General features: G+C 43.9%; 22 protein-coding genes. 8 read left to right on the top strand and 14 right to left on the bottom strand.

Translation table 11 applies throughout. From position 1 onward, the window contains the following. The 4 genes from F6J99_RS21990 to F6J99_RS21975 form a co-directional block, all read right to left on the bottom strand. Positions 1-993, bottom strand: a 993-nt coding sequence (locus F6J99_RS21990) for a transposase (protein WP_293115320.1), incomplete at its 3' end; no start/stop codon positions are given. A gap of 495 nt (positions 994-1,488) precedes the next feature. Further along, entirely contained in the window at positions 1,489-1,941 is a 453-nt protein-coding gene (locus F6J99_RS21985; RefSeq protein ID WP_293115318.1) for a hypothetical protein, read from the bottom strand. Between the two features lie 273 nt (positions 1,942-2,214). After that, positions 2,215-2,820, bottom strand: coding sequence for a VWA domain-containing protein (locus F6J99_RS21980; protein ID WP_293115316.1), 606 nt, complete (start codon positions 2,818-2,820; stop codon positions 2,215-2,217). Between the two features lie 382 nt (positions 2,821-3,202). Continuing rightward, a complete protein-coding gene (locus F6J99_RS21975; RefSeq protein ID WP_293115314.1) occupies positions 3,203-3,697 on the bottom strand; it encodes an NAD(P)H-quinone oxidoreductase subunit N in 495 nt (164 codons plus the stop codon). Positions 3,698-4,145: 448 nt separating this feature from the next. Between F6J99_RS21975 and F6J99_RS21970 the strand changes: the two genes are divergently transcribed. Then, the gene (locus tag F6J99_RS21970) at positions 4,146-5,525 is read left to right on the top strand and encodes a transposase (RefSeq protein ID WP_293115312.1); all 1,380 of its coding nucleotides are present in this window, start codon (positions 4,146-4,148) and stop codon (positions 5,523-5,525) included. Between the two features lie 83 nt (positions 5,526-5,608). After that, a complete protein-coding gene (locus F6J99_RS21965; RefSeq protein ID WP_293115310.1) occupies positions 5,609-6,976 on the top strand; it encodes a hypothetical protein in 1,368 nt (455 codons plus the stop codon). A gap of 255 nt (positions 6,977-7,231) precedes the next feature. Here the strand turns inward: F6J99_RS21965 and F6J99_RS21960 are convergent, their stop codons facing one another. Beyond that, positions 7,232-8,272 carry an endonuclease/exonuclease/phosphatase family protein gene (locus F6J99_RS21960; protein WP_293115308.1) on the bottom strand — a complete coding sequence of 347 codons (1,041 nt, stop codon included), beginning with the start codon at positions 8,270-8,272 and terminating at the stop codon, positions 7,232-7,234. A 28-nt stretch (positions 8,273-8,300) separates the two neighbouring features. Continuing rightward, complete coding sequence (locus F6J99_RS21955) at positions 8,301-8,429, bottom strand: hypothetical protein (protein WP_293115306.1); 129 nt, start codon at positions 8,427-8,429, stop codon at positions 8,301-8,303. A gap of 76 nt (positions 8,430-8,505) precedes the next feature. Here F6J99_RS21955 and F6J99_RS21950 point away from each other — a divergent pair, with 76 nt between their 5' ends. Beyond that, complete coding sequence (locus tag F6J99_RS21950; protein WP_293115304.1) at positions 8,506-8,637, top strand: hypothetical protein; 132 nt, start codon at positions 8,506-8,508, stop codon at positions 8,635-8,637. Positions 8,638-8,639: 2 nt separating this feature from the next. Here F6J99_RS21950 and F6J99_RS21945 read toward each other — a convergent pair whose 3' ends face one another. Further along, positions 8,640-9,755 carry a SpoIID/LytB domain-containing protein gene (locus tag F6J99_RS21945; RefSeq protein WP_293115302.1) on the bottom strand — a complete coding sequence of 372 codons (1,116 nt, stop codon included), beginning with the start codon at positions 9,753-9,755 and terminating at the stop codon, positions 8,640-8,642. Between the two features lie 267 nt (positions 9,756-10,022). Further along, positions 10,023-10,754: a phosphorylase gene (locus F6J99_RS21940; RefSeq protein WP_293115300.1), complete on the bottom strand. Its 732-nt coding sequence runs from the start codon at positions 10,752-10,754 to the stop codon at positions 10,023-10,025. A gap of 244 nt (positions 10,755-10,998) precedes the next feature. On the opposite strand from F6J99_RS21940, the gene F6J99_RS21935 reads away from it, so the two are divergent. Continuing rightward, positions 10,999-13,995, top strand: a complete 2,997-nt coding sequence (locus F6J99_RS21935) for a CHAT domain-containing tetratricopeptide repeat protein (protein WP_293115298.1) — start codon at positions 10,999-11,001, stop codon at positions 13,993-13,995. A gap of 40 nt (positions 13,996-14,035) precedes the next feature. Here F6J99_RS21935 and F6J99_RS21930 read toward each other — a convergent pair whose 3' ends face one another. After that, entirely contained in the window at positions 14,036-15,439 is a 1,404-nt protein-coding gene (locus F6J99_RS21930) for a transposase (protein ID WP_293115296.1), read from the bottom strand. Between the two features lie 56 nt (positions 15,440-15,495). On the opposite strand from F6J99_RS21930, the gene F6J99_RS21925 reads away from it, so the two are divergent. Next, entirely contained in the window at positions 15,496-15,648 is a 153-nt protein-coding gene (locus tag F6J99_RS21925; protein ID WP_365973877.1) for a ribbon-helix-helix protein, CopG family, read from the top strand. Positions 15,649-15,694: 46 nt separating this feature from the next. Here F6J99_RS21925 and F6J99_RS21920 read toward each other — a convergent pair whose 3' ends face one another. Next, positions 15,695-15,817, bottom strand: a complete 123-nt coding sequence (locus tag F6J99_RS21920; RefSeq protein ID WP_293115292.1) for a hypothetical protein — start codon at positions 15,815-15,817, stop codon at positions 15,695-15,697. A gap of 21 nt (positions 15,818-15,838) precedes the next feature. On the opposite strand from F6J99_RS21920, the gene F6J99_RS21915 reads away from it, so the two are divergent. Next, entirely contained in the window at positions 15,839-15,979 is a 141-nt protein-coding gene (locus F6J99_RS21915; protein WP_293115290.1) for a hypothetical protein, read from the top strand. A gap of 82 nt (positions 15,980-16,061) precedes the next feature. Here the strand turns inward: F6J99_RS21915 and F6J99_RS21910 are convergent, their stop codons facing one another. The 4 genes from F6J99_RS21910 to F6J99_RS21895 form a co-directional block, all read right to left on the bottom strand. Further along, positions 16,062-16,253 carry a hypothetical protein gene (locus F6J99_RS21910; RefSeq protein ID WP_293115288.1) on the bottom strand — a complete coding sequence of 64 codons (192 nt, stop codon included), beginning with the start codon at positions 16,251-16,253 and terminating at the stop codon, positions 16,062-16,064. 358 nt (positions 16,254-16,611) lie between these two features. Beyond that, positions 16,612-16,770 (bottom strand): hypothetical protein, encoded by a 159-nt coding sequence (locus F6J99_RS21905; RefSeq protein ID WP_293115286.1) that lies wholly within the window; start codon positions 16,768-16,770, stop codon positions 16,612-16,614. Between the two features lie 145 nt (positions 16,771-16,915). Continuing rightward, the gene (locus F6J99_RS21900; protein ID WP_293115284.1) at positions 16,916-17,149 is read right to left on the bottom strand and encodes a hypothetical protein; all 234 of its coding nucleotides are present in this window, start codon (positions 17,147-17,149) and stop codon (positions 16,916-16,918) included. A 21-nt stretch (positions 17,150-17,170) separates the two neighbouring features. Then, on the bottom strand, positions 17,171-17,596 hold the full coding sequence (locus F6J99_RS21895) for a hypothetical protein (protein ID WP_293115282.1): 426 nt from the start codon (positions 17,594-17,596) through the stop codon (positions 17,171-17,173). A gap of 354 nt (positions 17,597-17,950) precedes the next feature. Between F6J99_RS21895 and proX the strand changes: the two genes are divergently transcribed. Both proX and F6J99_RS21885 read left to right on the top strand, forming a co-directional pair. After that, complete coding sequence (gene proX / locus F6J99_RS21890; RefSeq protein ID WP_293115280.1) at positions 17,951-19,933, top strand: glycine betaine/L-proline ABC transporter substrate-binding protein ProX; 1,983 nt, start codon at positions 17,951-17,953, stop codon at positions 19,931-19,933. Positions 19,934-20,500: 567 nt separating this feature from the next. After that, complete coding sequence (locus F6J99_RS21885; protein WP_293115278.1) at positions 20,501-20,623, top strand: hypothetical protein; 123 nt, start codon at positions 20,501-20,503, stop codon at positions 20,621-20,623. Positions 20,624-21,177 lie beyond the last annotated feature (554 nt).

Here is a 21,177-nt window from a genome sequence, read left to right as displayed (position 1 = left end):
CCTTTCAGATAAAGGCATTGGCTGTTTATTTCCGCATGATGAACATAATTGACTAGATGGAAAGAACCTGTCAGCTACTACTAACTTGGCACCGTAGCGTTCACACTTATACTGAAGTTGCCGCCTGGCTTCATACAGTCCTAAATCACCGATTGCTTTCGCTAATTTGTGATTCGCCATCATCCCTGAAACCTTCAAATCTTCAATCACAACTTCCCCGTGGTTCTTAGCGATATAAGTTGTCATCTTGTGAAGATAATCTTTGCGGAGATTAGCTATACGACGGTGGAGTTTTTGAACTTGAACCTTGGCTTTTTCCCAATTCTGAGAACCTTTAACTTTTTTCGCTAATTTTCTCGCTTTGCTTGCCAGTTTCTTTTGAGCGTTTCGGTATGGCTTTAAGCCTTTAAACTCAACCCCAGAACTTAATACAGCTAGGGTTTTTATCCCAAAATCCACCCCAGCTCTTTCTCGTTCTTTAACTGTGGGTTCAAAGGTCTTTTCAAGGTCGAAGCTAATATACCACTCACCGGCTTTTTTGTAGATTGTGACTTTTTTAGTTAGACAATCTGGTAGGGCTTCAAACGTTCTAACCCGCTTCAGGAAGGGTAAGTTATGAATTAATCCACCTAATCGAATCGATCTCCCTGAATTGTCGATAGTAAAGCGGTCATTTCTACCCTTGCATTTGAATCTAGGGTACTCACCCATTCCTTTGAAAAACCGTTTGAATGCCTCTCCTAAATTGATGAACGCATATTGGTAAACCTTTGATGATAATTCCCTCATCCAGGGATATTCAGGTTTGACATGATTGGTAAATAATCGTTTGAGAGTTTTGATGTTTGGCTTTAAACCTTGATTGTAAGCATCTCGCCACATCGCTAAACCCCAGTTGTACACCCACCGACTAAATCCTGCGTGTTGAGCCATCAATGTTTTTTGACGGTTGTTTAGCTTCAGTTTGGTCGTGTAAGAGTGATTGGGAGCCATTGATGTTAAAATTTCATCACGTACATTATATCAACAAACGGTTAAATGAGCAAGGGAGAATACTGCTTAAAAGTCAGGATTTCTAAGTCTGAACCCCTATTGTTACAAAACTACGCTGACTTCTTTTGGTTGGTCGATGTCCCTGGTGGTAAGGGAATACATTCCCTTGCCTACCCAAAAATAGCGTAAAGTAACGTTAATCATGTACTAAGTGCCGCTCCCACAGATCATCTGGGTGTTTTTGCCCTAAAATCCTTGGCAGGAGTTCATTTATGCCAAAAATATCTAACTATTATTACAAGCATCCTTCAACTGCAGCACCCTAGACTTGCTCATCATGGTAGGTAATGGTTGATTTATTTGATTGACTATTGTCTCTATATTTCTATTATAAATTAAGATAATAATCTTAGAGATTAATCGTAAACTATTGACAGTTTACTTAGGAGCTGTGTTCCCTGATCACTATCAGATGAGACTTGACTAGTCTGCTAGTCAAGACTGAGTTTCTTTCAAGGCTTGCAAATAATCAATTGCTGCCTCCAGTTTGGAGGGATAGGAATCAGAAAATTCTTCAAACCACAAGCCTTCTGCTGAGTTTGGACTTAACTTTTTTAGCCACTCAGTCGCTTGCTGAGTAAGGGCTTCTCGTTCTCTTTGCTTTTGCTGCTGAACTCGTTTTTGTTCAGCTTCGAGTTCCTGCTGTTGTTTGAGAGCGTCTTCTTGGTCTTTTTTATCAAACTCTGTTCTCATCTCAGCCAGCTCCCGATCCTGAGCAGTAGATACCCAATCAGGTATTTTCGCTGGTGATTCACTAGTTGGTGGATCAGTTAGTGGCGAATTAAGTGGTTGTTCCTGAAACAGAGGTTTTTCTTGCGGTTGAACACCAGCATCTTTTTGTTCATACTCAGCTTTGAGTTGGGCTAACAAGTCATCCATTGATTCCATGACTTAGGTCTCCTATTAGGTTGTTAACTGTTGAGGGATGATTTTAAAACAGTTAACTTAAAGCGCCTCGAACCCTGACGGGAAAAAATTTCCCTAACCTCTCCTATCCTTTAGTGAAGGGAGCATGTCAACTTTGTAATTAGGTACATATATCCCCCCTAACCCCCCTTAAAAAAGGGGGGAATTAGATGGAAAAGTCCCCCTTATTAAGGGGGATAATGGGGGATCTGAATCAGGGATTAACAAAATTGACATGCACCCTTTAGCGAATCTTTAGTCAATAATAGCATTGATCAAAACTTCAGTGAGAGTCATATCCTCCATCTGATCAATAGTTACGGTATCTACGATATCAAACTTAGCCCCAGCATTTTGCAGCTCATCATCTAATATTTTTAAGAATTTAGTTGCCTGGAGATCATCCCCGATTTGGATGAAGGAAATTGCTAGTTCTTCATCGACATCAATACGCCGTGATGCTTCTATGATCACCTTCATCACAGCTTTGCGTTCATCAGGCTCCCCATCAGTGACGACTAAGATGGTTTCTCCATTTTCTTTGGTTTGGCCACTAGCCTTACGTTTAAAATAGTCGTTGGTGGCATCAAGTAAAACACCAGCTAAATCCGTGCGTCCCGATGGTTCATTTTCCTGGAATATCTGTAGGACTTTATCTGCGGTTACATTGTCGTAGCGTTTAAAGCGACCAGCAAATACATAAACCGTGATGCCATCTGGATCTAATTCTTCACATTTATTCGCTAAGGCAAGGGTAGACTCCTGCATGATTTGCCAACGGCTTTTTCCACCCAGTTGGTCCCTAATCGACATGCTGCCACTTTTATCGATGATTAAGGTGTAGTCACGTTGTTCGAGCATTGCTAGTCTTACCCACTGTCATCCTACACCTCTAGGGTATCAAACTTATCATTTTTGACTAGTCACGGGGTTGGGTATCGAGAAATTTCAGCTATCAGTATTCAGCTATCAGTATTCAGCTATCAGTATTCAGCTATCAGTATTCAGCTATCAGTATTCAGCTATCAGTATTCAGCTATCAGCATTCAGCTATCAGCATTCAGCTTATGGGCTAGAAGATCACAGGCTAGAAGCCTGTGCCACGGTATTTTTCTCGCAGGGTACCCGTAGCTCAATCGGTGCTTTTGAATCAAATAAGCTGACCACTGACCGCTGACCGCTGACCGCTGACCGCTGACCACTGACCGCTGACCGCTGATAGCTGACGTCATTGATACTGAGGCTAGAAATTGGCTACAGAAACGAGTCCCGGCAAAGTCTCCTTGAGGGGTTGCCAACGGAAATAACGCTCCCCTCCCATCTCTAGGATTACTTTGACTCGTGGTTCTTGCTGGGGCAATGTCGTTAGATAATCAACTTCTTGACTAGATAGTATATTTCCTTCAATAATCCACAGCACCAACCCTTTAGACTTGGGCGATAGGGCTGAGAGTTGGTAGTTTACCAACGGCGGCAGGTAGTAAACATCACCGACTGCAGATGATTTACCCATATTTTTCTTGCCCAGATGAGGAGGGCGAACACCGTGAATTCCAGTTAGATAAGCGGCTGGATCTCCGAGTCCTTTGGCAGTAATGGAAACGGTGGTATAGCCAGCAGCTCGCAAACGCCGCTGATAACGACCTTCAAACCCACCTTCTAATGGTGCATAAACTGCCAATGCACCAGACTTTTCTAGTGCCCGGATGAATGACTTGCCGGTGGTGATCAGTGCCATTGCTACCTCTGCTTCTGGTTTAAGTTTTGTGAACTGCTGTCAGCCTCCTATTATAAGGGACTCTTGGCAAATTACCTCGAAGGTGCTGGAAACAGAGCAAGATATCGCGGGTTGGGGCAAGAGCAGGACAAACCTGACCGCTTTTCAACAATCAATAACGATGGGGGTATAAAAAAACCTGATCAGAATTGCTAAATTAAAAAAAACTATCAAAATAAGCAGGTGCACAAAATTAATTACACATTTTTAAAAACTCAAAGCCTTACAATGTAAGGGTTACAGAGATTGGGATTAGGTAATTCATTATGTGTAGGTGCTTAGAAGGGGAGCGTGATAACCCCTACCTTTTAAGGAGGGTATGAAACGCGACACGAACGCGCCCCGCGTCTGCTACGGAGAACGGGTTTTAATCCGTCGTGTCATAATAGAGGCAAGGAGGTGATGCTAATTGTACAAAACAATCCCGATCAAAGCGACATTTACAGACGAACAAAAAGCTTTTTGGGTTTTTCAGTGTGAACAGGCCAATAGCTTAATAAATTGTGCTATTTACTACACCAAACAGAAACACTTCAATTGGCTTGAACAACAAAAAGAATCATTCACTACCTACTGGAAAGGTGACGAGCTTAGATCTGGGTGGAAAACCTACAAATGCAGTACAAAGTACCCGGAACTATATCAAGCCTTAAAGTTAAATCCACATTACAAAGCAATGGCTGCTCAATCTGCTCAACAGACGCTCTTGACAGTCGGTGAGTCCATTGCTAGTTACAATCAATTGGTGGGTCTATATTACAAAGGAAAAGTCGATAGACCAAAACTGCTTAAATATCGCAAGAAGGGAGGGTTAGCTGCTGTTACATTTCCTCGTCAAGCATTAAGCTATAAAAACGGTTATTTTGCTCCGTCGATCAGTAGAGAAACCAAACCTCACTTAATTACTGAGATTGCGCTAGAACCACCAGGTTTCATAGATCCAGATTGGGTCAAAGAGGTGACAATTCGCCCTTACCTGGGAGAGCTATGGATTGACTGGGTGATTGATGATGGGTTTGAGCCAGTCTCCCACAATCCCAACCTGGATTACTCCCAAGCCTGGAGTTTCGATCACGGTGGAGATAACTGGTTGACTGGTGTTTCGACCCACGGGAAAAGCCTGATAATTGACGGTCGCAAGCTCAAGTCAATGAACCAGGGCCACTGCCGGTTAGTTGCTAAGTACAAAGAAGGTAAGCCCGATTTTTACTGGGATGCCAACCTGGATCGGGTTCAGCGAAAGCGAAACAACCAGATGAGGGATGGAATCAACAAGGCGGCTAGGTTCATTATTAACCGGTGTTTAAATGATCACATTGGAAACCTGATAATTGGTTGGAATGAGGGACAGAAAAATCGTTCGACTATGGGAAAGCGGGGTAATCATAATTTTGTCGTAATCCCCACCAAAAGACTGATTGAGAGATTAAAGCAACTCTGTTTAGAGTATGGCATTAAATTAACAATTACCGAGGAAGCGTACACCAGTAAAGCGTCTTACCTTGACGAGGATCCATTGCCAAAATATGGTGAAAAACCCAACGGATGGAAGCCGTCAGGATGTCGGGTGAAACGCGGTTTATACAAGTCTTCCGAAGGATGGCTGATAAATGCCGATTGTAACGGTGCTGCAAATATCGCCAGAAAAGTAGCTGCACAGTTGGGCCTTGACCTGACCAGGGTAGGTAGGGGAGCTTTGACACTCCCAAACCGGTATGATTTGTTCACTTGCTTGAGTAAATTATACCGGACAAGAAGTGACGAGGTGCGGTTTCAACCCGCCTCGTAACAACCTTGTAGAATCCCCGTATTTTAATGCGGGGAGATGTCAATATCTTTGAGCGCAACAACTAAGTATTAGAAAACATAATTATGGCTCCCAATCCCACCATCATGAAAGCTGTTGAGCAGCTAGACTACCGCGTCACTGTTGGGGATGTTGCTGCCCAAGTGGGTTTAAACATCCATCAAGCCGAGCAAGGTTTACTTGTCCTGGCTTCGGAAGTAGGTGGACATTTACAAGTGGCAGAGTCAGGGGATATTGCTTATCTGTTTCCCAAAAACTTTCGCGCTATTCTCCGCAACAAGTTCTTAAAGCTACGGTTGCAAGCATGGTGGGTGCATATTTGGGGTGTTCTATTTTACCTGATTCGGATTTCCTTCGGGATTTTCCTAGTGCTTTCCATTGTATTGATGATTGTTGCGATCGCATTTATTGTTCTGAGCCTCAAAGCTGGCAGTGACAATGATTCTGACGGAGGAGGCTCAGGAGGAAGTAGTCGTTCTGGTGGTGGCGGTGGCATCGTGTTTTTGCCCCGTTTCTGGATTGGACCGGATCTGTTTTGGTGGTTTAACCCATCTTACTCCCACAGTAATTATCCCTCGAGACGGCGAAATTCCCGTTCTGACCGAGGAGACAGTGAGATGAATTTTTTAGAGGCTGTCTTCTCGTTTCTGTTTGGTGATGGCAATCCCAATAGTGATTTAGAAGAACGTCGCTGGAAAACCATTGGTGCTGTAATTCGTAATTCCGGAGGGGCTGTGGCAGCTCAACAGATTGCTCCCTATCTTGATGACCTTGGGGAAAGCTATCAGCGGGAGTCGGAAGACTATATGTTACCCGTGCTAATCCGATTCGACGGACGCCCGGAAGTTAGTCCCTCAGGGGATATAGTCTATCACTTCCCCAAATTGCAGACAACTGCTGGCCAAAAGTATCAACAGCCCGTGCCAGCTTATCTTCGTGCCAAGTTGTGGCAGTTTTCTCAGGCCAGCAGTAACCAGATTATGCTGGCGATTGGGTTAGGGAGTGTAAACTTCGTTTTAGCATTAGTCCTGGGTTCCCTGTTGCAGGGGGGTGAGATTGCTGCACAGCTAGGAGGATTTGTAGTATTTGTGGAGCTAATTTACCCTCTGCTATTGCTTTATGGCGTAGGATTCTTGACCATACCGTTGCTTCGATATTTCTGGGTTCAGCGGAAAAAGAACCAGATTGAAGCTCAGAATCAAATACGGCAGGAAAATGCGATCGCACTTAATCAGGCGGATGAAGCTTTACAGAACAAGATTGCCTATGCGCAACAGTTTGCCGATCAAAATGTGATTCGGGAAGACGATTTGGTTTATAGCAGTGAGAAGGATTTATTGGATCAGGATATAGAACGGAAAGACCAAATTGATGCCGAGTGGGAAAAGCGCTTAGAGTTGGGGTCTACTCAGAATCTTGATATAAATAACTAATTAGTAAATTCAGCGGTCAGCGGTCAGCGGCTGGTTGACTGACAAAAGATCATGGCGTAGGTTGGGTTGAGGCAACGAAACCCAACACCAGTCAGGCTTTTGTTGGGTTACGCTATCGCTAACCCAACCTACGGGAGAATCAGCATTTCAAGGGTTTTGTCAGTCAATCAGGGTCAGCGGTCAGCTGTCAGCTTTGTGGAACAGCCTTCGACGCTTTCACTTGACTCAGATTCAACAAATGGTTACCTGTTTGATTCAAAATCTGACTTCTGACTTCTGACTTCTGACTTCTGACTTCTGACTTGCGCGTAGTGCTATATCAGTAATGACCGGGAGATGATGCGAACCAAGATCAGGACCAGTTCTCATTTTAATAACTTTAACATCTCGACTAACTAAACAGTGGTCTACAGGAATAGCTAACCAAGGGTTTGCTGGTGAAAATTGTGATAGGGTTGGTAGAATCCCAAACCCAGCACGAGCGTCACGCAATCCCGAACTTTCAATTAGACGTTTATAGTACGGTGACCACATCGTAACGTTTAAATCACCTATTAGCACAACTGGTTTTTCAATTTTTCTTATCAAATCCCCAATCTCTTCTTCTAAATCTTGATTGCGCCACTGCCAACCTTGCTCTCCCAAATCCCCTTGCTTCCCAAAATAAAATTGTGGATAGGCGTGAGTAACAATTACTGAAGCCTCTGCGCCAGCAATCCTTAAATCTAATTTGACCAGACCACGAGATTTTCCGTATTCCAGAATTTCGGATTCTTGCAATGGTAAACGACTGTAGACTTCCATCTGAAGTTCTGGAATACTAATAGTATAGGGTAAAACCTCCCTTAACTCTTCTAATTCTTCAGGCCAAGGGTCTTTGGCTTCTAAAAAAGCGGCAATGGTCGGCTTTTCTTCTTTTACCAACGCAATAGCATCAGTATATCGCTTATTGGAAAACGAGACATTGAACAGAAATAGACGCATGGGTTCACCGGAAGCCCCAAAGCTGATTTTAGGGATATACCAAGGAAGGATTTCTGTCAAGTTAATCAATAAGCAAAATAACGTGACTATCACCCAAAATTTGCGGCGAGTTAGGGCAAAATAAATTAATGGTAATACCCCTAATACCAGATATTGATGTTTAAAATTAGTCGTGAATTCTAAGTAGATGTTATCTCTAAAAAAATAGCTAGTTACGGAGAGTAATGTGACAAGACTAGTTAAGATTATGAATAACGATAAAATCCAGTTGTTTAATATCTTAAGCAATGGATTAGAAGTCGAGTTAGTCATCAACTTTGCCTCTACCGTACTTGTTATGCTAAATAAACAGTCTGTAAGAGGGAACAGGGAACAGGGAACAGTGAGCAGGGAGCAGGGAGCAGGGAGCAGGGAGCAGGTAAGAGAAACCCACCCCTAACCCCTCCCAGGAGGGGAAGGCAAGAGCCAATAGTCAAACAATTTTGTGTACCTCATGAGTCCTAGAAACGTTATAGCAGTTATCGATAGGGTGAGTTACGAAAGTTGTGGATTGTAGGGAACAGGGAACTCAGAAGTTTCGTGATCTGAAGTTATCTACTCCCTACTCCCTACTCCCTACTCCCTACTCCCTACTCCCTATTCCCTATTCCCTGTTCCCTGTTCCCTTTGCTATTTGATATCAATCAATCTGAGCTAGTTTAGCACTAGAGTAATAGTGACTCAAAATTTGTAGGTAATTCAATCCCCGACGGGATAAGTTGTAGGCTCCCCACTGACTTAACCCCAATCCGTGACCATAACCACGACCGTTGAATTGGAAACCATTTTCGGTTTTAGACACCGTAAACAGCCGACTTTTCAGACCTAGGATTTTGCGTAATTCCTTGCCCTTAATTGTCTTTGTATTGCTACTGCCTTCTACTTTAAGAGTGATCACCCTGCCTCGGGGTGTCCTCTCCACTGGGGTCATGGCGATGATATTACCAACACCAGGAATCTTCTGGCTCAGTTGACTAGCAGAAAAGCTTTTTGTCCACTGGTAGACTGGTGTGCCCTGATCGTAATCAGGTACACCCTGTAGATAAGGAATGGGTTCACTCCACCAAATATCCTCTACATTTTCTGTATGTCCTCCAGACGCAGCATGGAAAACAGCGAGAATCACTTTATTACCATACGTCATGATCTGTCCCGCTGTGGCATTAACCGCTTGATGAGTGCTGACAGTTTCGCTATTTAGACCTTTGTAAACTTGCCAACGCTGGGTATCCCCTATATCATAGATATCGCTCTTGGATTTGTTCCGTTGATGGAGCACATAGGAACGAGCTGCTACTGCTTGGGCTTTCAAGGCTTCTATCGGCCAACTGGGGCTCATTTCTGCGCCAATCACGCTATAGAGATAGTGTTCTAAATCAACATGGTTGACCGCTGTTAACTTATTGTCAGAACTAACCAGTCGAGTGCGCCCCCGGTACCAGCGATCGCCTATCCAAACATAACCATTGTCTTTCGGTTCAATCCAGAGGGATTTCCCTTGCCACTGACCTAACTTAATTCCACTACCGTTAGTTTCCGCAGTCATACCCGCCATGGCGTTTAAGTTTCCCACGGCTTGACCTGTCCCATCTCTGACAATGGCTGTGGTGGAACTCCCCAAGGTTACCTGTTTGACTCCTTGCTCAACCGCTATCCGCAGTTCTACCGCTGCCTGAACTGGTGCAATGAGAACCATCCACAATAAAAAAGAGAGCCACCAATGACGCCCTCCTTGAACAATGATTGACTTGAGCATAGTTACACTAAAGATGGGAAAGCCTTGTGATGCCATATTTACTAGTTACTGATTACTTATACGAAGAGGAATCTTTTTGTCCTGATTAACAGCGATTCGATCTTACTCTGAGTTGTTCCAATCAGCGGCCAATTGTAACGGGCAAGATGCCCGTTCCACACATCTGGCAAGATGCCCGTTCCACCCACCGGCAAGATGCTAGTAACACACCACGGGCAAGATGCCCGTTCCACCTACCGGGTCAAACAGCTAATCCTTGATTTAATTTTATAAAGAGAAAAGTCTAATAGTTACTTGCTGTAATACTTTCAAGCCTCGTAGGGAACCTCGAATTAGTCTGGTAGCTGCTATTGGTTGCTTTAGCATACCCATGGCTAAGGGCAAGGGTTTCAGTGACCCATCAGCACTAATCGCTGGGGTAAGGTCTGGGATATTGTAGTAGCTATCATCACTAATCACTCTTACCATTGCTACAGCAAATCCTTTGGGATTAATTACCGATAGGGTAGCAAATCCTTCCATATCGACTACATCAGCTTGGTAGCTCTGACCCAGTTGACGCTTTTCTAAGCTAGACGAAATTATGCGATCGCTACTCAATCCCCTGACTAAATTAGCCTTTTTACCCAGTTTCTCGTGAACTAAGCTAGTCAGTTGGCTGCAGCACTGTTGCACCAGTGGTTGAGGTCTATCTTGGTTTCGGTCGATAGCAACACAATCGTTATACACAACAATATCACCAACGGAATAGTTAGAAGATAAGCTGCCACACAATCCCATCAGCACTACTTGAGGTGGGTAGTGCTCAGGAAAATTTGTTGTAGTTTGTAACCATGTTTCTAGATACTTAGTTACAGGCTCTGCTCCTATCGGAATAGATAGAATCAGAGGTAATGGACGACCAGTAATCTGCTTGATTCCTCGACAAATTGCTTGGTATTCTGCTCCTTGGGGAACAAGAATGATCGTGACCGGAATAGTTAGTTGGGAAAGGTTCATAGTTTTTGAAAGGGAACAGGGAACAGGGAATAGGGAACGGGTAACAGAGAATAACTAATAAGTAAACATAATCTCTATACCTCATACCTATTAGGTATAGTCTTATTTGAGGTTGATTCCCTGTCTTGATGTAACCCATAGCTATTTCCTCTTCTGTCTTTTCTCTTCACTGTTCCCTGTTCCCTATTCCCTGTTCCCTAAAATCCCGAAATTGTGTACCTCATAGCTATGAGAATTGCTAGATATGAGTTTAAATAAATCAAAACGGCCAACACTTTGGGTAACAGCTCTAGTTAGTTTTATCTCAGTAGGACTAGTTACGCCCCAGCCCACAGTGGGACAAACTACTATTGCCCAACAACAGGAGTCAGCAGAAGAACAACTCGCCAAAGCTAAGCAACTGAATCAGCAAGTTATTGATCTTAATGAGCAAGGGAAATATTCGGAAGCGATTCCCCTCGCCCAGGAAGCTTTGATAATTCGACAGCAAGTGCTTGGGGAAGAACACGCAGATGTGGCAGAAAGCCTGAATAATCTGGGGGAACTCTATCGTGAAATGGGAAAGTACCAAGAGGCGGAACCCTTGTATACCGAAGCTTTGGGGATGAGGAGACGGTTGCTGGGGGATGAACATGCTGATCTGGCAGAAACCCTGAATAATCTAGCTTTACTCTACTATTTCATGGGAAGGTATTCAGAGGCAGAACCCTTGTTAAACCAAGGGTTGGAGATGAGGAGACGGTTGCTGGGTAAAGAACACCCTGATCTGGCAGAAAGTCTGAATTATCTCGCTTTACTTTACCAATCCATGGGAAGGTACGAGCAGGCGGAACCCTTGTTAACCCAATCCTTGGAGATGAGAAGACGGTTGCTTGGGGATGAACACCTTGATCTCGCAGAAAGCCTCCATAATCTGGCGGGACTCTACTATTCAATGGGAAGGTACCAACAGGCGGAACCCTTGTTAACCCAACCCTTGGAGATGTATAGACGGTTGCTGGGGGAGGAACACCCTAATGTAGCAAGCAGCCTGCTTAATCTGGCAGTACTCTACCAATTAATGGGAAGGTACCAACAGGCGGAACCCTTGTATACCCAAGCCTTGGAGATGTGGAGACGGTTATTGGGTAAAGAACACCCATCTGTGGCAATTACCCTCAATAATCTGGCAGTACTCTACCAATTAATGGGAAAGTACCAACAGGCGGAAGCCTTGTTAACCCAAGCTTTGGAGATGAGAAGACGGTTGCTGGGGGACGAACACCCATCTGTGGCAACCAGCCTCAATAATCTGGCTTTACTCTACAAATTAATGGGAAGGCACCAACAGGCGGAACCCTTGTATACCCAATCCTTGGAGATGAGAAGACGGTTGCTGGGGGAGGAACACCCATCTGTGGCTAGCAGCCTCAATAATCTGGGGTTACTCTACCAATTAATGGGAAGGTACCAACAGGCGGAACCCTTGTATACCCAATCCTTGGAGATGAGAAGACGGTTGCTGGGGGAGGAACACCCATCTGTGGCAACCAGCCTGAATAATCTGGCTGGTTTACATCAAAGTCAAGGAAACATTGAGCAAGCCCTAGAGTTTCTCGAAGCGGGATTAGACATCCAAGAACTTAATCTAGAACGTAATCTCGTCGCTGGTGCTGAAAAGCAAAAACGAGAGTACATGAAAACTATCTCTGGCACAAGAGATAGAGCTATTTCTCTACACCTAAACTCAGCTCCTGATGATGAAAGAGCAGCTGGTCTAGCGTTAACAACTATCCTACGTCGCAAAGGTCGCTTACTCGATTTCTTGACCCATAGTCAGCAACTGTTGCGTAAACGCTTAGATTTCCAAAGCCAAAAATTACTAGACCGACTCAACAATACTCGCACCCAACTTGCTAACCTTACCTACAACCGACCAGAGAATCTTCCCCTTGAAGAATACCGTGCTCAAGTCAAGAAACTAACTAATAAGGAACAGCAACTAGTCGCAAAAATTAGTCGGCGCAGTCGTGAATTTGCCCAAATCAATCAACCAGTCACCATCGAAACCATTCAACAACTCATTCCTGAGGATACCGCACTGGTAGAATTTGTAGAGTACAAACCCTTCAATCCCAAAAAGGATAGCTTTGGTAATCCCCGTTATGCCGTCTATGTACTCCGTTCTAAAGGCGCACCCCAAGGCATTGATTTAGGGGAAGTAGATGCGTTGAAACCTCTGTGGGAGATACTTGAATTATCCCTTCAAACTGTATATCTTCCCATCCCTAAGGTAAAACAAGCAGCGCGCAATGTAGATGAGAAGCTGATGGCGAAAGTCCGTCCTTTGTTGGGAAATAGCCGCAGGATTTTATTGTCTCCAGACGGCTTCCTCAACCTCATCCCCTTTGAAGCTTTAGTAGATGAAGACAACCGGTATTTATTAGAAAGCTATGGTTTTACCTACCTCACCTCTGGTAGGGATTTACTGAGATTATCTAATCCTAATCCCAAGCTGACCCAACCAGTACTTTTGGGAGCACCAGATTTTGATAATTCCGCTCAAACTCGTGCCCTTGGGGAAGAAAACCAGATAGTAGCAACCCGCAGCTTACGTGACTTTAATCCTTCCGAGTGGGGCTTATCCCCTTTACCGGGTGCTCTTGAGGAAGTGAATGCGATCGCAAAGATGCTGGATGTGGAGCCCTTGTTGGGTGCTCACGCTAATGAAGCAGCATTGAAACAGGTTATTCGCCCCAGAATACTACATATCGCTACCCATGGTTTTTTCAAAGAAATACCTGATTCGGAAGAGTTTACTTCAGGGGATAATGCCTTACTTCAGTCATGGTTAGCATTAGCAGGAATTAATAACAACCAGCGAGATAATGATCTAGAAGATGGCATCTTCACAGCCTTAGAAGCAACCGGATTAAATTTATCAGGTACAAAGCTCGTGGTGTTATCAGCTTGTGATACTGGCTTAGGCAATATCACTGCTGGAGAAGGAATATATGGATTGCGTCGAGCTTTAGTGATTGCTGGGTCAGAAAGCCAAATCATTAGTTTGTGGGCAGTGGATGATGAGGCTACGAAGTATCTAATGGTGTCTTATTATCAAGGATTGCTGGATAACCAAGGGCGTTCTGAGGCTTTGCGAAGGATTCAGTTGCGAATGCTAGGAACTCCAGAGTATCAGCATCCCATTTATTGGGCGAGTTTTATTCCTTCTGGCAATTGGCGCTCTATGGGTGGGGATTGACATCTCCCCCGGTTAAAACACGGGGGATTCTACAAGGTTGTTACGAAGCGGGTTGAAACCGCGCTTCGTAACATCTTGTTCGGTATGATTTTTTCAGAGAATTGAACAAACTATACCGGTGCGGAAGTGTCAAAGCTTCCCTACTCAGCTTGGTTAAGTCAAGACTTAACTGTCTGGCTACTTTTCTGGCGATATTTGCTGCACCATTGCAGTCGGCATTTATCAGGTAACCAAAAGAAGTTCTGTACAAACCGCGCCTTACCCGTTTTCCCGATGCCTTCCATCCTTGGGGTTTTTCACCGTGTTTCGGTAATGGGTCGTCATCAAGGAAAGACGCTTTGCTAGTGTACGATTCCTCGGTAATTGTCAGTTTTATCCCGTACTCAGGACAAAGTTGCTTTAAGCGCTCGATCAGCCTTTTGGTGGGGATGACTACAAAGTTTTGATTACCCCGTTTCCCCATATTTGATGAATTTTTCTGCCCCTCGTTCCAGCCGACTATTAAGTTCCCAATCCGTTCGCGTAGCGTCGGCTTTGCCGAATCATTCAGGCACCTATTGATAATAAACCGGGCAGCCTTATTAATGGCATCCCTGATCTGGTTGTTCCGTTTCCGTTGAACCCGATTAAGGTTTTCATCCCAGTATAATTCAGGTTTTCCTTGCTTATATTTTGCGACTAACCGGCAGTAACCCTGATTCAGTGACTTGAGTTTACGACCGTCAATAATCAGGCTCTTGCCGTGGGTCGAAACACCTGTTAGCCAGTTGTCACCACCATGGTCGAAACTCCATGCCTGGGAGTAATCTAGATTGGGATTATGTTCGACTGGTTGCTTTCCATCATCTATCACCCAGTCAATCCAAAGTTGTCCCAGGTACGGGTGAATAGTTACCTCTTTGACCCAATCAGGATCTATAAAATCTGTTGGCTCTAGGGTAATCTCGGTAATTAGCTCAGGTTTTGTTTCCTTGCTGATGGACGGATAAAACAAACCTTTTTTGTAAGTAAGCGCTTGACGAGGAAAGGTAACAGCGGCTAGCCCACCTTTTTTCCGGTATCTAAGTAATTTTGGCCTGTCAACAGTTCCCTTGTAATAAAGACTTACTAACTGGTTGTAACTGTTAATTGATTCAGCAACAGTCTTGAGGCTTTGTTGAGCCGACTGAGCTGCCATGGCTTTATAGTGTGGGTTTTCCTTTAAGTTTTTACAGAGTTCGGCGTATTTAATATTGCATTTATAAGTCTTCCAGCCAGATCTCAGCTCATCCCCACTCCAATAGGTAGTAAAAGCCTCTTCCTGTTGTTCCAACCAGCCGTAATGTTTTTGCTTGGAGTAATATACAGCACAATTCCATAAGCTATTAGCCTGTTGACACTGAAATAACCAAAAGGCTTGCTCAAAGTCCGTGAAGTTGGCTTTTATTGGAATGGTCTTGTACATCTGATTTACATCCTACTACAATCCTAACAAATGTACGCCTGTAAAATAACACCTAAATGAAAACGGAAAGACTAATGATTAGGGTCACAAGCTTTGAAAAACAGCAGTTAAAGGAAGAGGCTGAACGACGGGGTATGACCCAATCTGAATTAATCAGAAGCCTAATAGCCAGATTACCTGAACCCAAACAGAAGGACACGGCGGGTTAAAACCCGTCGCGTCCGTTTCATCCTCTATGCAAGAAAAGGGAGGCTCTCACGTTCCCGGATATTTCGGTAGGGAGTAGGGAGTAGGGAGTCGGGAGTCGGGAGTCGGGAGTCGGGAGTCGGGAGTCGGGAGTCGGGAGTCGGGAGTCGGGCATGTTGGTGGAATAGGCATCTTAGTGGAACCGGCATGTTGGTGGAACCGGCATGTTGGTGGAACGGGCATCTTGCCCGTATCCTGCCACAACCTGACAACCAAATAACCTTCAACCAAATAACCTTCAACCAAATAACCTTCAACCTTCAACCTCAAAACCTTCAACCTTCAACCAAATAACCTTCAACCAAATAACCTTCAACCAAATAACCTTCAACCTTCAACCTCAAAACCTTCAACCTTCAACTATTCCCGCTCAACCCTAGGATTCTTTATTCATAAGATCACCTAAATCAAAAACAATCACGAAATTAGCATCCGGCATAAGCCGTTTCAGAGCTTGCATATGCCCCTCTGCATTGGAACGGTTGCGGTAACGACCAACAACGACCCGTTGCATTTTGGGCAACAGCCGAACGATTGCCCACGGATGTAGGCGATTGGCATAAGTCATAATAAATCATGTCCTTTTCATAAGGGATTCAAAGCCAGCCCGGTGACCTTGGGAAATCTTGAGGCTGGCTTTTGTCATGGCACATTGCTAGTGTTTTATGACGTGATTTTATTATAACACCAAATATTATATTATAACATATTTTTTAAAAAATTACAATTTTTTTTTACGGAGCAGGGAATCGGGAGTGTGGAAAGTTTGGGGATAACCTCTAGATTTCAGTGGAATTGGTTATGGTAAAGCAGTAGAAAATTGTGATATTGATAACATTTATCACTTTTTCTGTGGAATCTACCCCCGCCATCCGAGCACTTCCCCGGATACTGCTTCGACCTTCTCCGTTATCAAGAATACGAATTTATTTTAAGAACTCACGATCGCTGAAATCTAAAGCCTTTTCTTTCTTTTTGCTGCCAGTACGTTTTTGATCCATAATGTTACCAATGTTTTTGAAGTTTATTTTAGCGATCGCTTTTCTTGAAAGGTCTGCGTTCGTGTAGCGGTTTCTGCGGAACATCGCTATTTAATTTTAACATAAAAAATTCCTACTAAAAAGGTAGTGATAAGTAAAGGATTAATTTTTGTTGATGTTACATGGCGGCGTTAATGGGAGCGCATTTTTCAAGGTATTTGACGTTATTTTATCGAAGTATTTCAGTCATTTACTCGATATTATAGCGTCGGTTGTAATAGTTCAGAATAATTTCGGGAAAGCGATGGTTATGGATGCCGTATTTTTGATTCTCAGCTATCACCTCATGGCAATGAGAGTACATCCAAGCCGAGATGTCCGGGTACCGTAGACCGCTGATTTTACGCAAGCTAGAGGCAGTCACAGCTACTTTAAGGTTGGAAAACTTAGAAAAGTCTGGTGGAATTCCTTTAGATCTTGGCATGATTTTAACTCCTTTTGTTTGCTATGTTGCGTTGTTATAACCGCTGTAGTCGTTCAAGTCATCTTCAGACTCAAACATTAAACAAAGATGGTCTTTTCTGATGTCCGACGCCCAAGAGGTATAACAATCGACAGACAACCTAACCAATTTTTTCTTCTTGTGCTGTCTCCTACGAACAGTCTTTGTGATGAAATCTTCTCCTAACTGGTAGCCAAGTTTGACCAAGTGATTAAATGCTTTAATTTCACTTTTATAGCCTAAGGTCAAATAAGCGTCTTCCAGCAATATTGGAAATTGCTCACCCTCTGAGTAGCTTCCCTGATCTATCACGCGAGTAAAAGCATCATTTATTTTTTGTTGCTTCTTCCGCTTCTCTTTCTCAAGCTGATGAACAGTCTTGACCTTCTTGGTTAACATTGGTTTTTTCTTCTTTTTCTGTTTAGACATTTGAAAATTTAAACTTAAGATAAGTGCAATTTTGTAAGCATTCAGCTATCAGTCATCAGCTATCAGCTTTCAGCTATCAGCCATCAGCTTTCAGCTTATGTGCTACGCACACGCGTGCGCGTTCAGCTTTCAGTTTATGCGCAATGGGCTTTTACCCAGACTTTCAATTCTCATGTTTCTCTATCAATATTAAATTCTTCCGTTCCCGTAGCGTGGCCATAGGCCAAAGAATTTTATTTTAAGCACCTCAAGTAGCGTGAGCTTTTAGCTCACGGCTGACAGCTGACTGCTGAATGCTTACCTCCCCGACATGATACTATTAAAAAAAATACTGGTATTATTGTGTTGAAATCCTTGACTCTATCTGTTTTCATGTTAGCCAAGAGCCAAGGAGGTCTAGATATTCTACTGAACCCCTTTGAGCTTTATACCTTACCCCTCCAGCAGTGGATTACTGCTGCAGTGAATTTCCTGGTTGACAACTTTCGTCCTTTCTTTCAAGGGATTAGTCTACCGATTAGCGTCACCCTGGAGAGTATAGAATGGCTGTTGCTATCGATTCCTCCATTAATTTTACTGATTCTGATTGCCTTGATAGCATGGCAACTGGCTGGTGGAAGAATTGCTATTTATAGCGTTGCTGCTTTGAGCTTGATTGGCTTTTGCGGAGCCTGGACCCAAGCCATGGTATCTCTTTCCCTAGTAGTAACGGCTGTAGTGTTTTGCATGGTGATAGGCATCACTGTCGGTATTGCCTGTGCTAGTAGCGATCGCATTTCGAAAGTGCTGCGACCCCTGCTCGATGCCATGCAAACCCTACCGTCATTCGTCTATCTTGTGCCAGTAGTGATGTTGTTTGGGATTGGTGCAGTGCCTGGAGTAATGGCAACCTGTGTCTTTGCCATACCCCCCCTGATTCGCTTGACTAACCTAGGGATTCGGCAAGTGTCCACAGAGGTGATCGAAGCTGCGATCGCATTTGGCTCAACCCCGACACAAATGTTATGGGAAGTCCAAATCCCCCTAGCCATGCCAACTATTCTGGCAGGAGTCAACCAAGCCATCCTCTTAGCCTTATCGATGTCGGTGGTCACCTCCATGATTGGTGTAGGAGGACTTGGACAGATGGTATTACAAGGACTAGGTCGGGTGAATGTAGGATTAGCTGCTGTCGGAGGATTGAGCATCGTTCTAATCGCAGTAATGCTGGATCGGATCACTCAGATAGTCAGTCAAGGCAACAACCAAATCCCTTGGTTGGAACGAGGACCAATTGGTTTGGTGCGCTCTTCCACAGGTCAACAACTGGCTTGGGCTACTGTTGGAGCAACCATTTTACTAGCACTCCTGGGTTTTATCACTTGGCAACAACCCTCCCAAGCCCAAGTAACCACAGACTCTAATCTAGCCATGCCTGGTAAAGGGGTGAGCGTACAATCGGTCTATAGTAGCTTGCAAGAAGAACAATTCCAAACCGACATTGTAAACATTGGTCTGGAAAAACTTGGTTACACTATCAAAGAGCCAAAACAAATTGAATACGTCACCGCGCACTTAGCTTTAGGCAACGGCGACCTAGATTACACTGCTGTTCATTGGGATATCGGTCATAGACCCTTTTTTGAACAAAGTGGTGGTGAACAGAAGTTAGAACGAATTGGAGTAATCACCTCTGATCTCTGGCAAGGTTATCAGATTGATAAAAAAACTGCTGATAAATACAACATCACTAGCCTTGAGCAACTCAAAGACCCCAAAATCGCTAAACTCTTTGACTCAGATGGTGATGGTAAAGCCAATTTGATTGGCTGTAATTCCGGTTGGTTTTGTGAAATTATGATTGAGCATCACATTAAAGCTTACGGACTCGAAGACACTGTTGAGCAAGACCAAGGAACCTACTCAGCCTTAATTGTAGATGCCATTACTCGCTACAACCAAGGACAACCAATCCTCTACTACACCTGGACTCCCATGTGGATGGCAGCAGTGTTAAAACCAGATCAAGATGTGGTCTGGCTAGAAGTTCCCTTCACTGATCTACCAGAATCACAGAAAGACTTGACCGCAAAAGATACCTCGGTAGATGGGAAAAATCTGGGATTTGCCATCGATCGGATCCGAATCGTAGCTAATAAGAAATTTGTGTCTGCTAACCCAGCCGCCAAGCGCTTGTTTGAATTGATTCATATTCCCGTTGAGGATATCAATGCCCAAAATGAATTATTGAACAACGGTGAAGATAGCTCAAAAGATATCCGTCGCCATGCGGAAGAATGGATTGAGAACCATCAAGACCTGTTTGATAGCTGGGTCGAAGAAGCTAGAAACGTTTAATATAGCAATTATCATAGTCATGAGGTAAAAAGAGATCCCCCTAAATCCCCCTTGACAAGGGGGACTTTGAGAGGAATTAATATCAATCTATAGCAATTCTCGTTTGCCATCAGCTAAAAAGAGATCCCCCTAAATCCCCCTTGATAAGGGGGACTTTGAGAGCGATTAATATTAATCTATAGCAATTCTCGTTTGCCATCAGCTAAAAAGAGATCCCCCTAAATCCCCCTTGACAAGGGGGACTTTGAGAGCAATTAATATCAATCTATAGCAATTCTCTATGCCATCAGCTAAAAAGAGATCCCCCTAAATCCCCCTTGACAAGGGGGACTTTAAGAGCGATTAATATTAATCTATAGCAATTCTCGTTTGCCATCAGCTAAAAAGAGATCCCCCTAAATCCCCCTTGATAAGGGGGACTTTGAGAGCGATTAATATTAATCTATAGCAATTCTCGTTTGCCCTGAGCTAAAAAGAGATCCCCCTAAATCCCCCTTGATAAGGGGGACTTTGAGGTTGAAAAGCGTACCTCATAAATCCTAGAAACGCTAGTTTAGTAATCGGTAATTGGTAATCGGTCTGGTCGAATCCGTTGATAACCTACCAAGCCAACTCAATAGTGGTGGGTTATCAGGATATCGGCAAAAACGGAAATCTTCTGATGCGATCGAAAAGCGATCGCTTTTTTAGTCTTTTTTTATAACTATTCCGTTCCCACTCTGATCGAGTAAATGCGTAGGGTGCGTTAGGGGAGGCTCGCCCTAATTTTATGCCTATAAGCCACCATTGAAATAGCCTACCCCGTAACGCACCACCGAGTCAAACAGCAAAAATGAGATGCACCCAAAAGATTAAACCAATGCTTACTTATTGTCTTGATGCAGTCGCTCATGGGGGGGACCACGCCAGTTGCTCATGGGGGGAACCCCCAAGACCGCACTGGCTCCCCAAGACCGCGCTGCATCGCTTCTTCAAAAGCTGTTCGCGCAGCGTGCGCGTAGCGCTTTAGCTGATATAGCGTTTATTGCATGTATTAGATACACTTATTTACCTCAAAGTCCCCCTTTTTAAGGGGGATTTAGGGGGATCAGTTTGTACCTCATGGGAAAGAGATAGGTACACTTATTTACCTCAAAGTCCCCCTTTTTAAGGGGGATTTAGGGGGATCAGTTTGTACCTCATGGGAAAGAGATAGGTACACTTATTTACCTCAAAGTCCCCCTTTTTAAGGGGGATTTAGGGGG

Source organism: Moorena sp. SIO4G3 (assembly GCF_010692305.1).
GTDB lineage: Bacteria > Cyanobacteriota > Cyanobacteriia > Cyanobacteriales > Coleofasciculaceae > Moorena > Moorena producens_A.
This window is presented reverse-complemented; position numbering and strand designations above follow the sequence as displayed.

Coding starts and splice junctions, on each gene's coding strand:
- F6J99_RS21935 (WP_293115298.1), top strand. CDS start 10,999: ATGAGTTTAAATAAATCAAAACGGCCAACACTTTGGGTAACAGCTCTA.
- F6J99_RS21910 (WP_293115288.1), bottom strand. CDS start 16,253: ATGACTTATGCCAATCGCCTACATCCGTGGGCAATCGTTCGGCTGTTG.
- F6J99_RS21940 (WP_293115300.1), bottom strand. CDS start 10,754: ATGAACCTTTCCCAACTAACTATTCCGGTCACGATCATTCTTGTTCCC.
- F6J99_RS21965 (WP_293115310.1), top strand. CDS start 5,609: ATGGCTCCCAATCCCACCATCATGAAAGCTGTTGAGCAGCTAGACTAC.
- F6J99_RS21905 (WP_293115286.1), bottom strand. CDS start 16,770: ATGTTCCGCAGAAACCGCTACACGAACGCAGACCTTTCAAGAAAAGCG.
- F6J99_RS21945 (WP_293115302.1), bottom strand. CDS start 9,755: ATGCTCAAGTCAATCATTGTTCAAGGAGGGCGTCATTGGTGGCTCTCT.
- F6J99_RS21975 (WP_293115314.1), bottom strand. CDS start 3,697: ATGGCACTGATCACCACCGGCAAGTCATTCATCCGGGCACTAGAAAAG.
- F6J99_RS21985 (WP_293115318.1), bottom strand. CDS start 1,941: ATGGAATCAATGGATGACTTGTTAGCCCAACTCAAAGCTGAGTATGAA.
- F6J99_RS21920 (WP_293115292.1), bottom strand. CDS start 15,817: ATGCCTATTCCACCAACATGCCCGACTCCCGACTCCCGACTCCCGACT.
- F6J99_RS21895 (WP_293115282.1), bottom strand. CDS start 17,596: ATGTCTAAACAGAAAAAGAAGAAAAAACCAATGTTAACCAAGAAGGTC.
- F6J99_RS21960 (WP_293115308.1), bottom strand. CDS start 8,272: ATGACTAACTCGACTTCTAATCCATTGCTTAAGATATTAAACAACTGG.
- F6J99_RS21930 (WP_293115296.1), bottom strand. CDS start 15,439: ATGTACAAGACCATTCCAATAAAAGCCAACTTCACGGACTTTGAGCAA.
- F6J99_RS21980 (WP_293115316.1), bottom strand. CDS start 2,820: ATGCTCGAACAACGTGACTACACCTTAATCATCGATAAAAGTGGCAGC.
- F6J99_RS21925 (WP_365973877.1), top strand. CDS start 15,496: ATGAAAACGGAAAGACTAATGATTAGGGTCACAAGCTTTGAAAAACAG.
- F6J99_RS21900 (WP_293115284.1), bottom strand. CDS start 17,149: ATGCCAAGATCTAAAGGAATTCCACCAGACTTTTCTAAGTTTTCCAAC.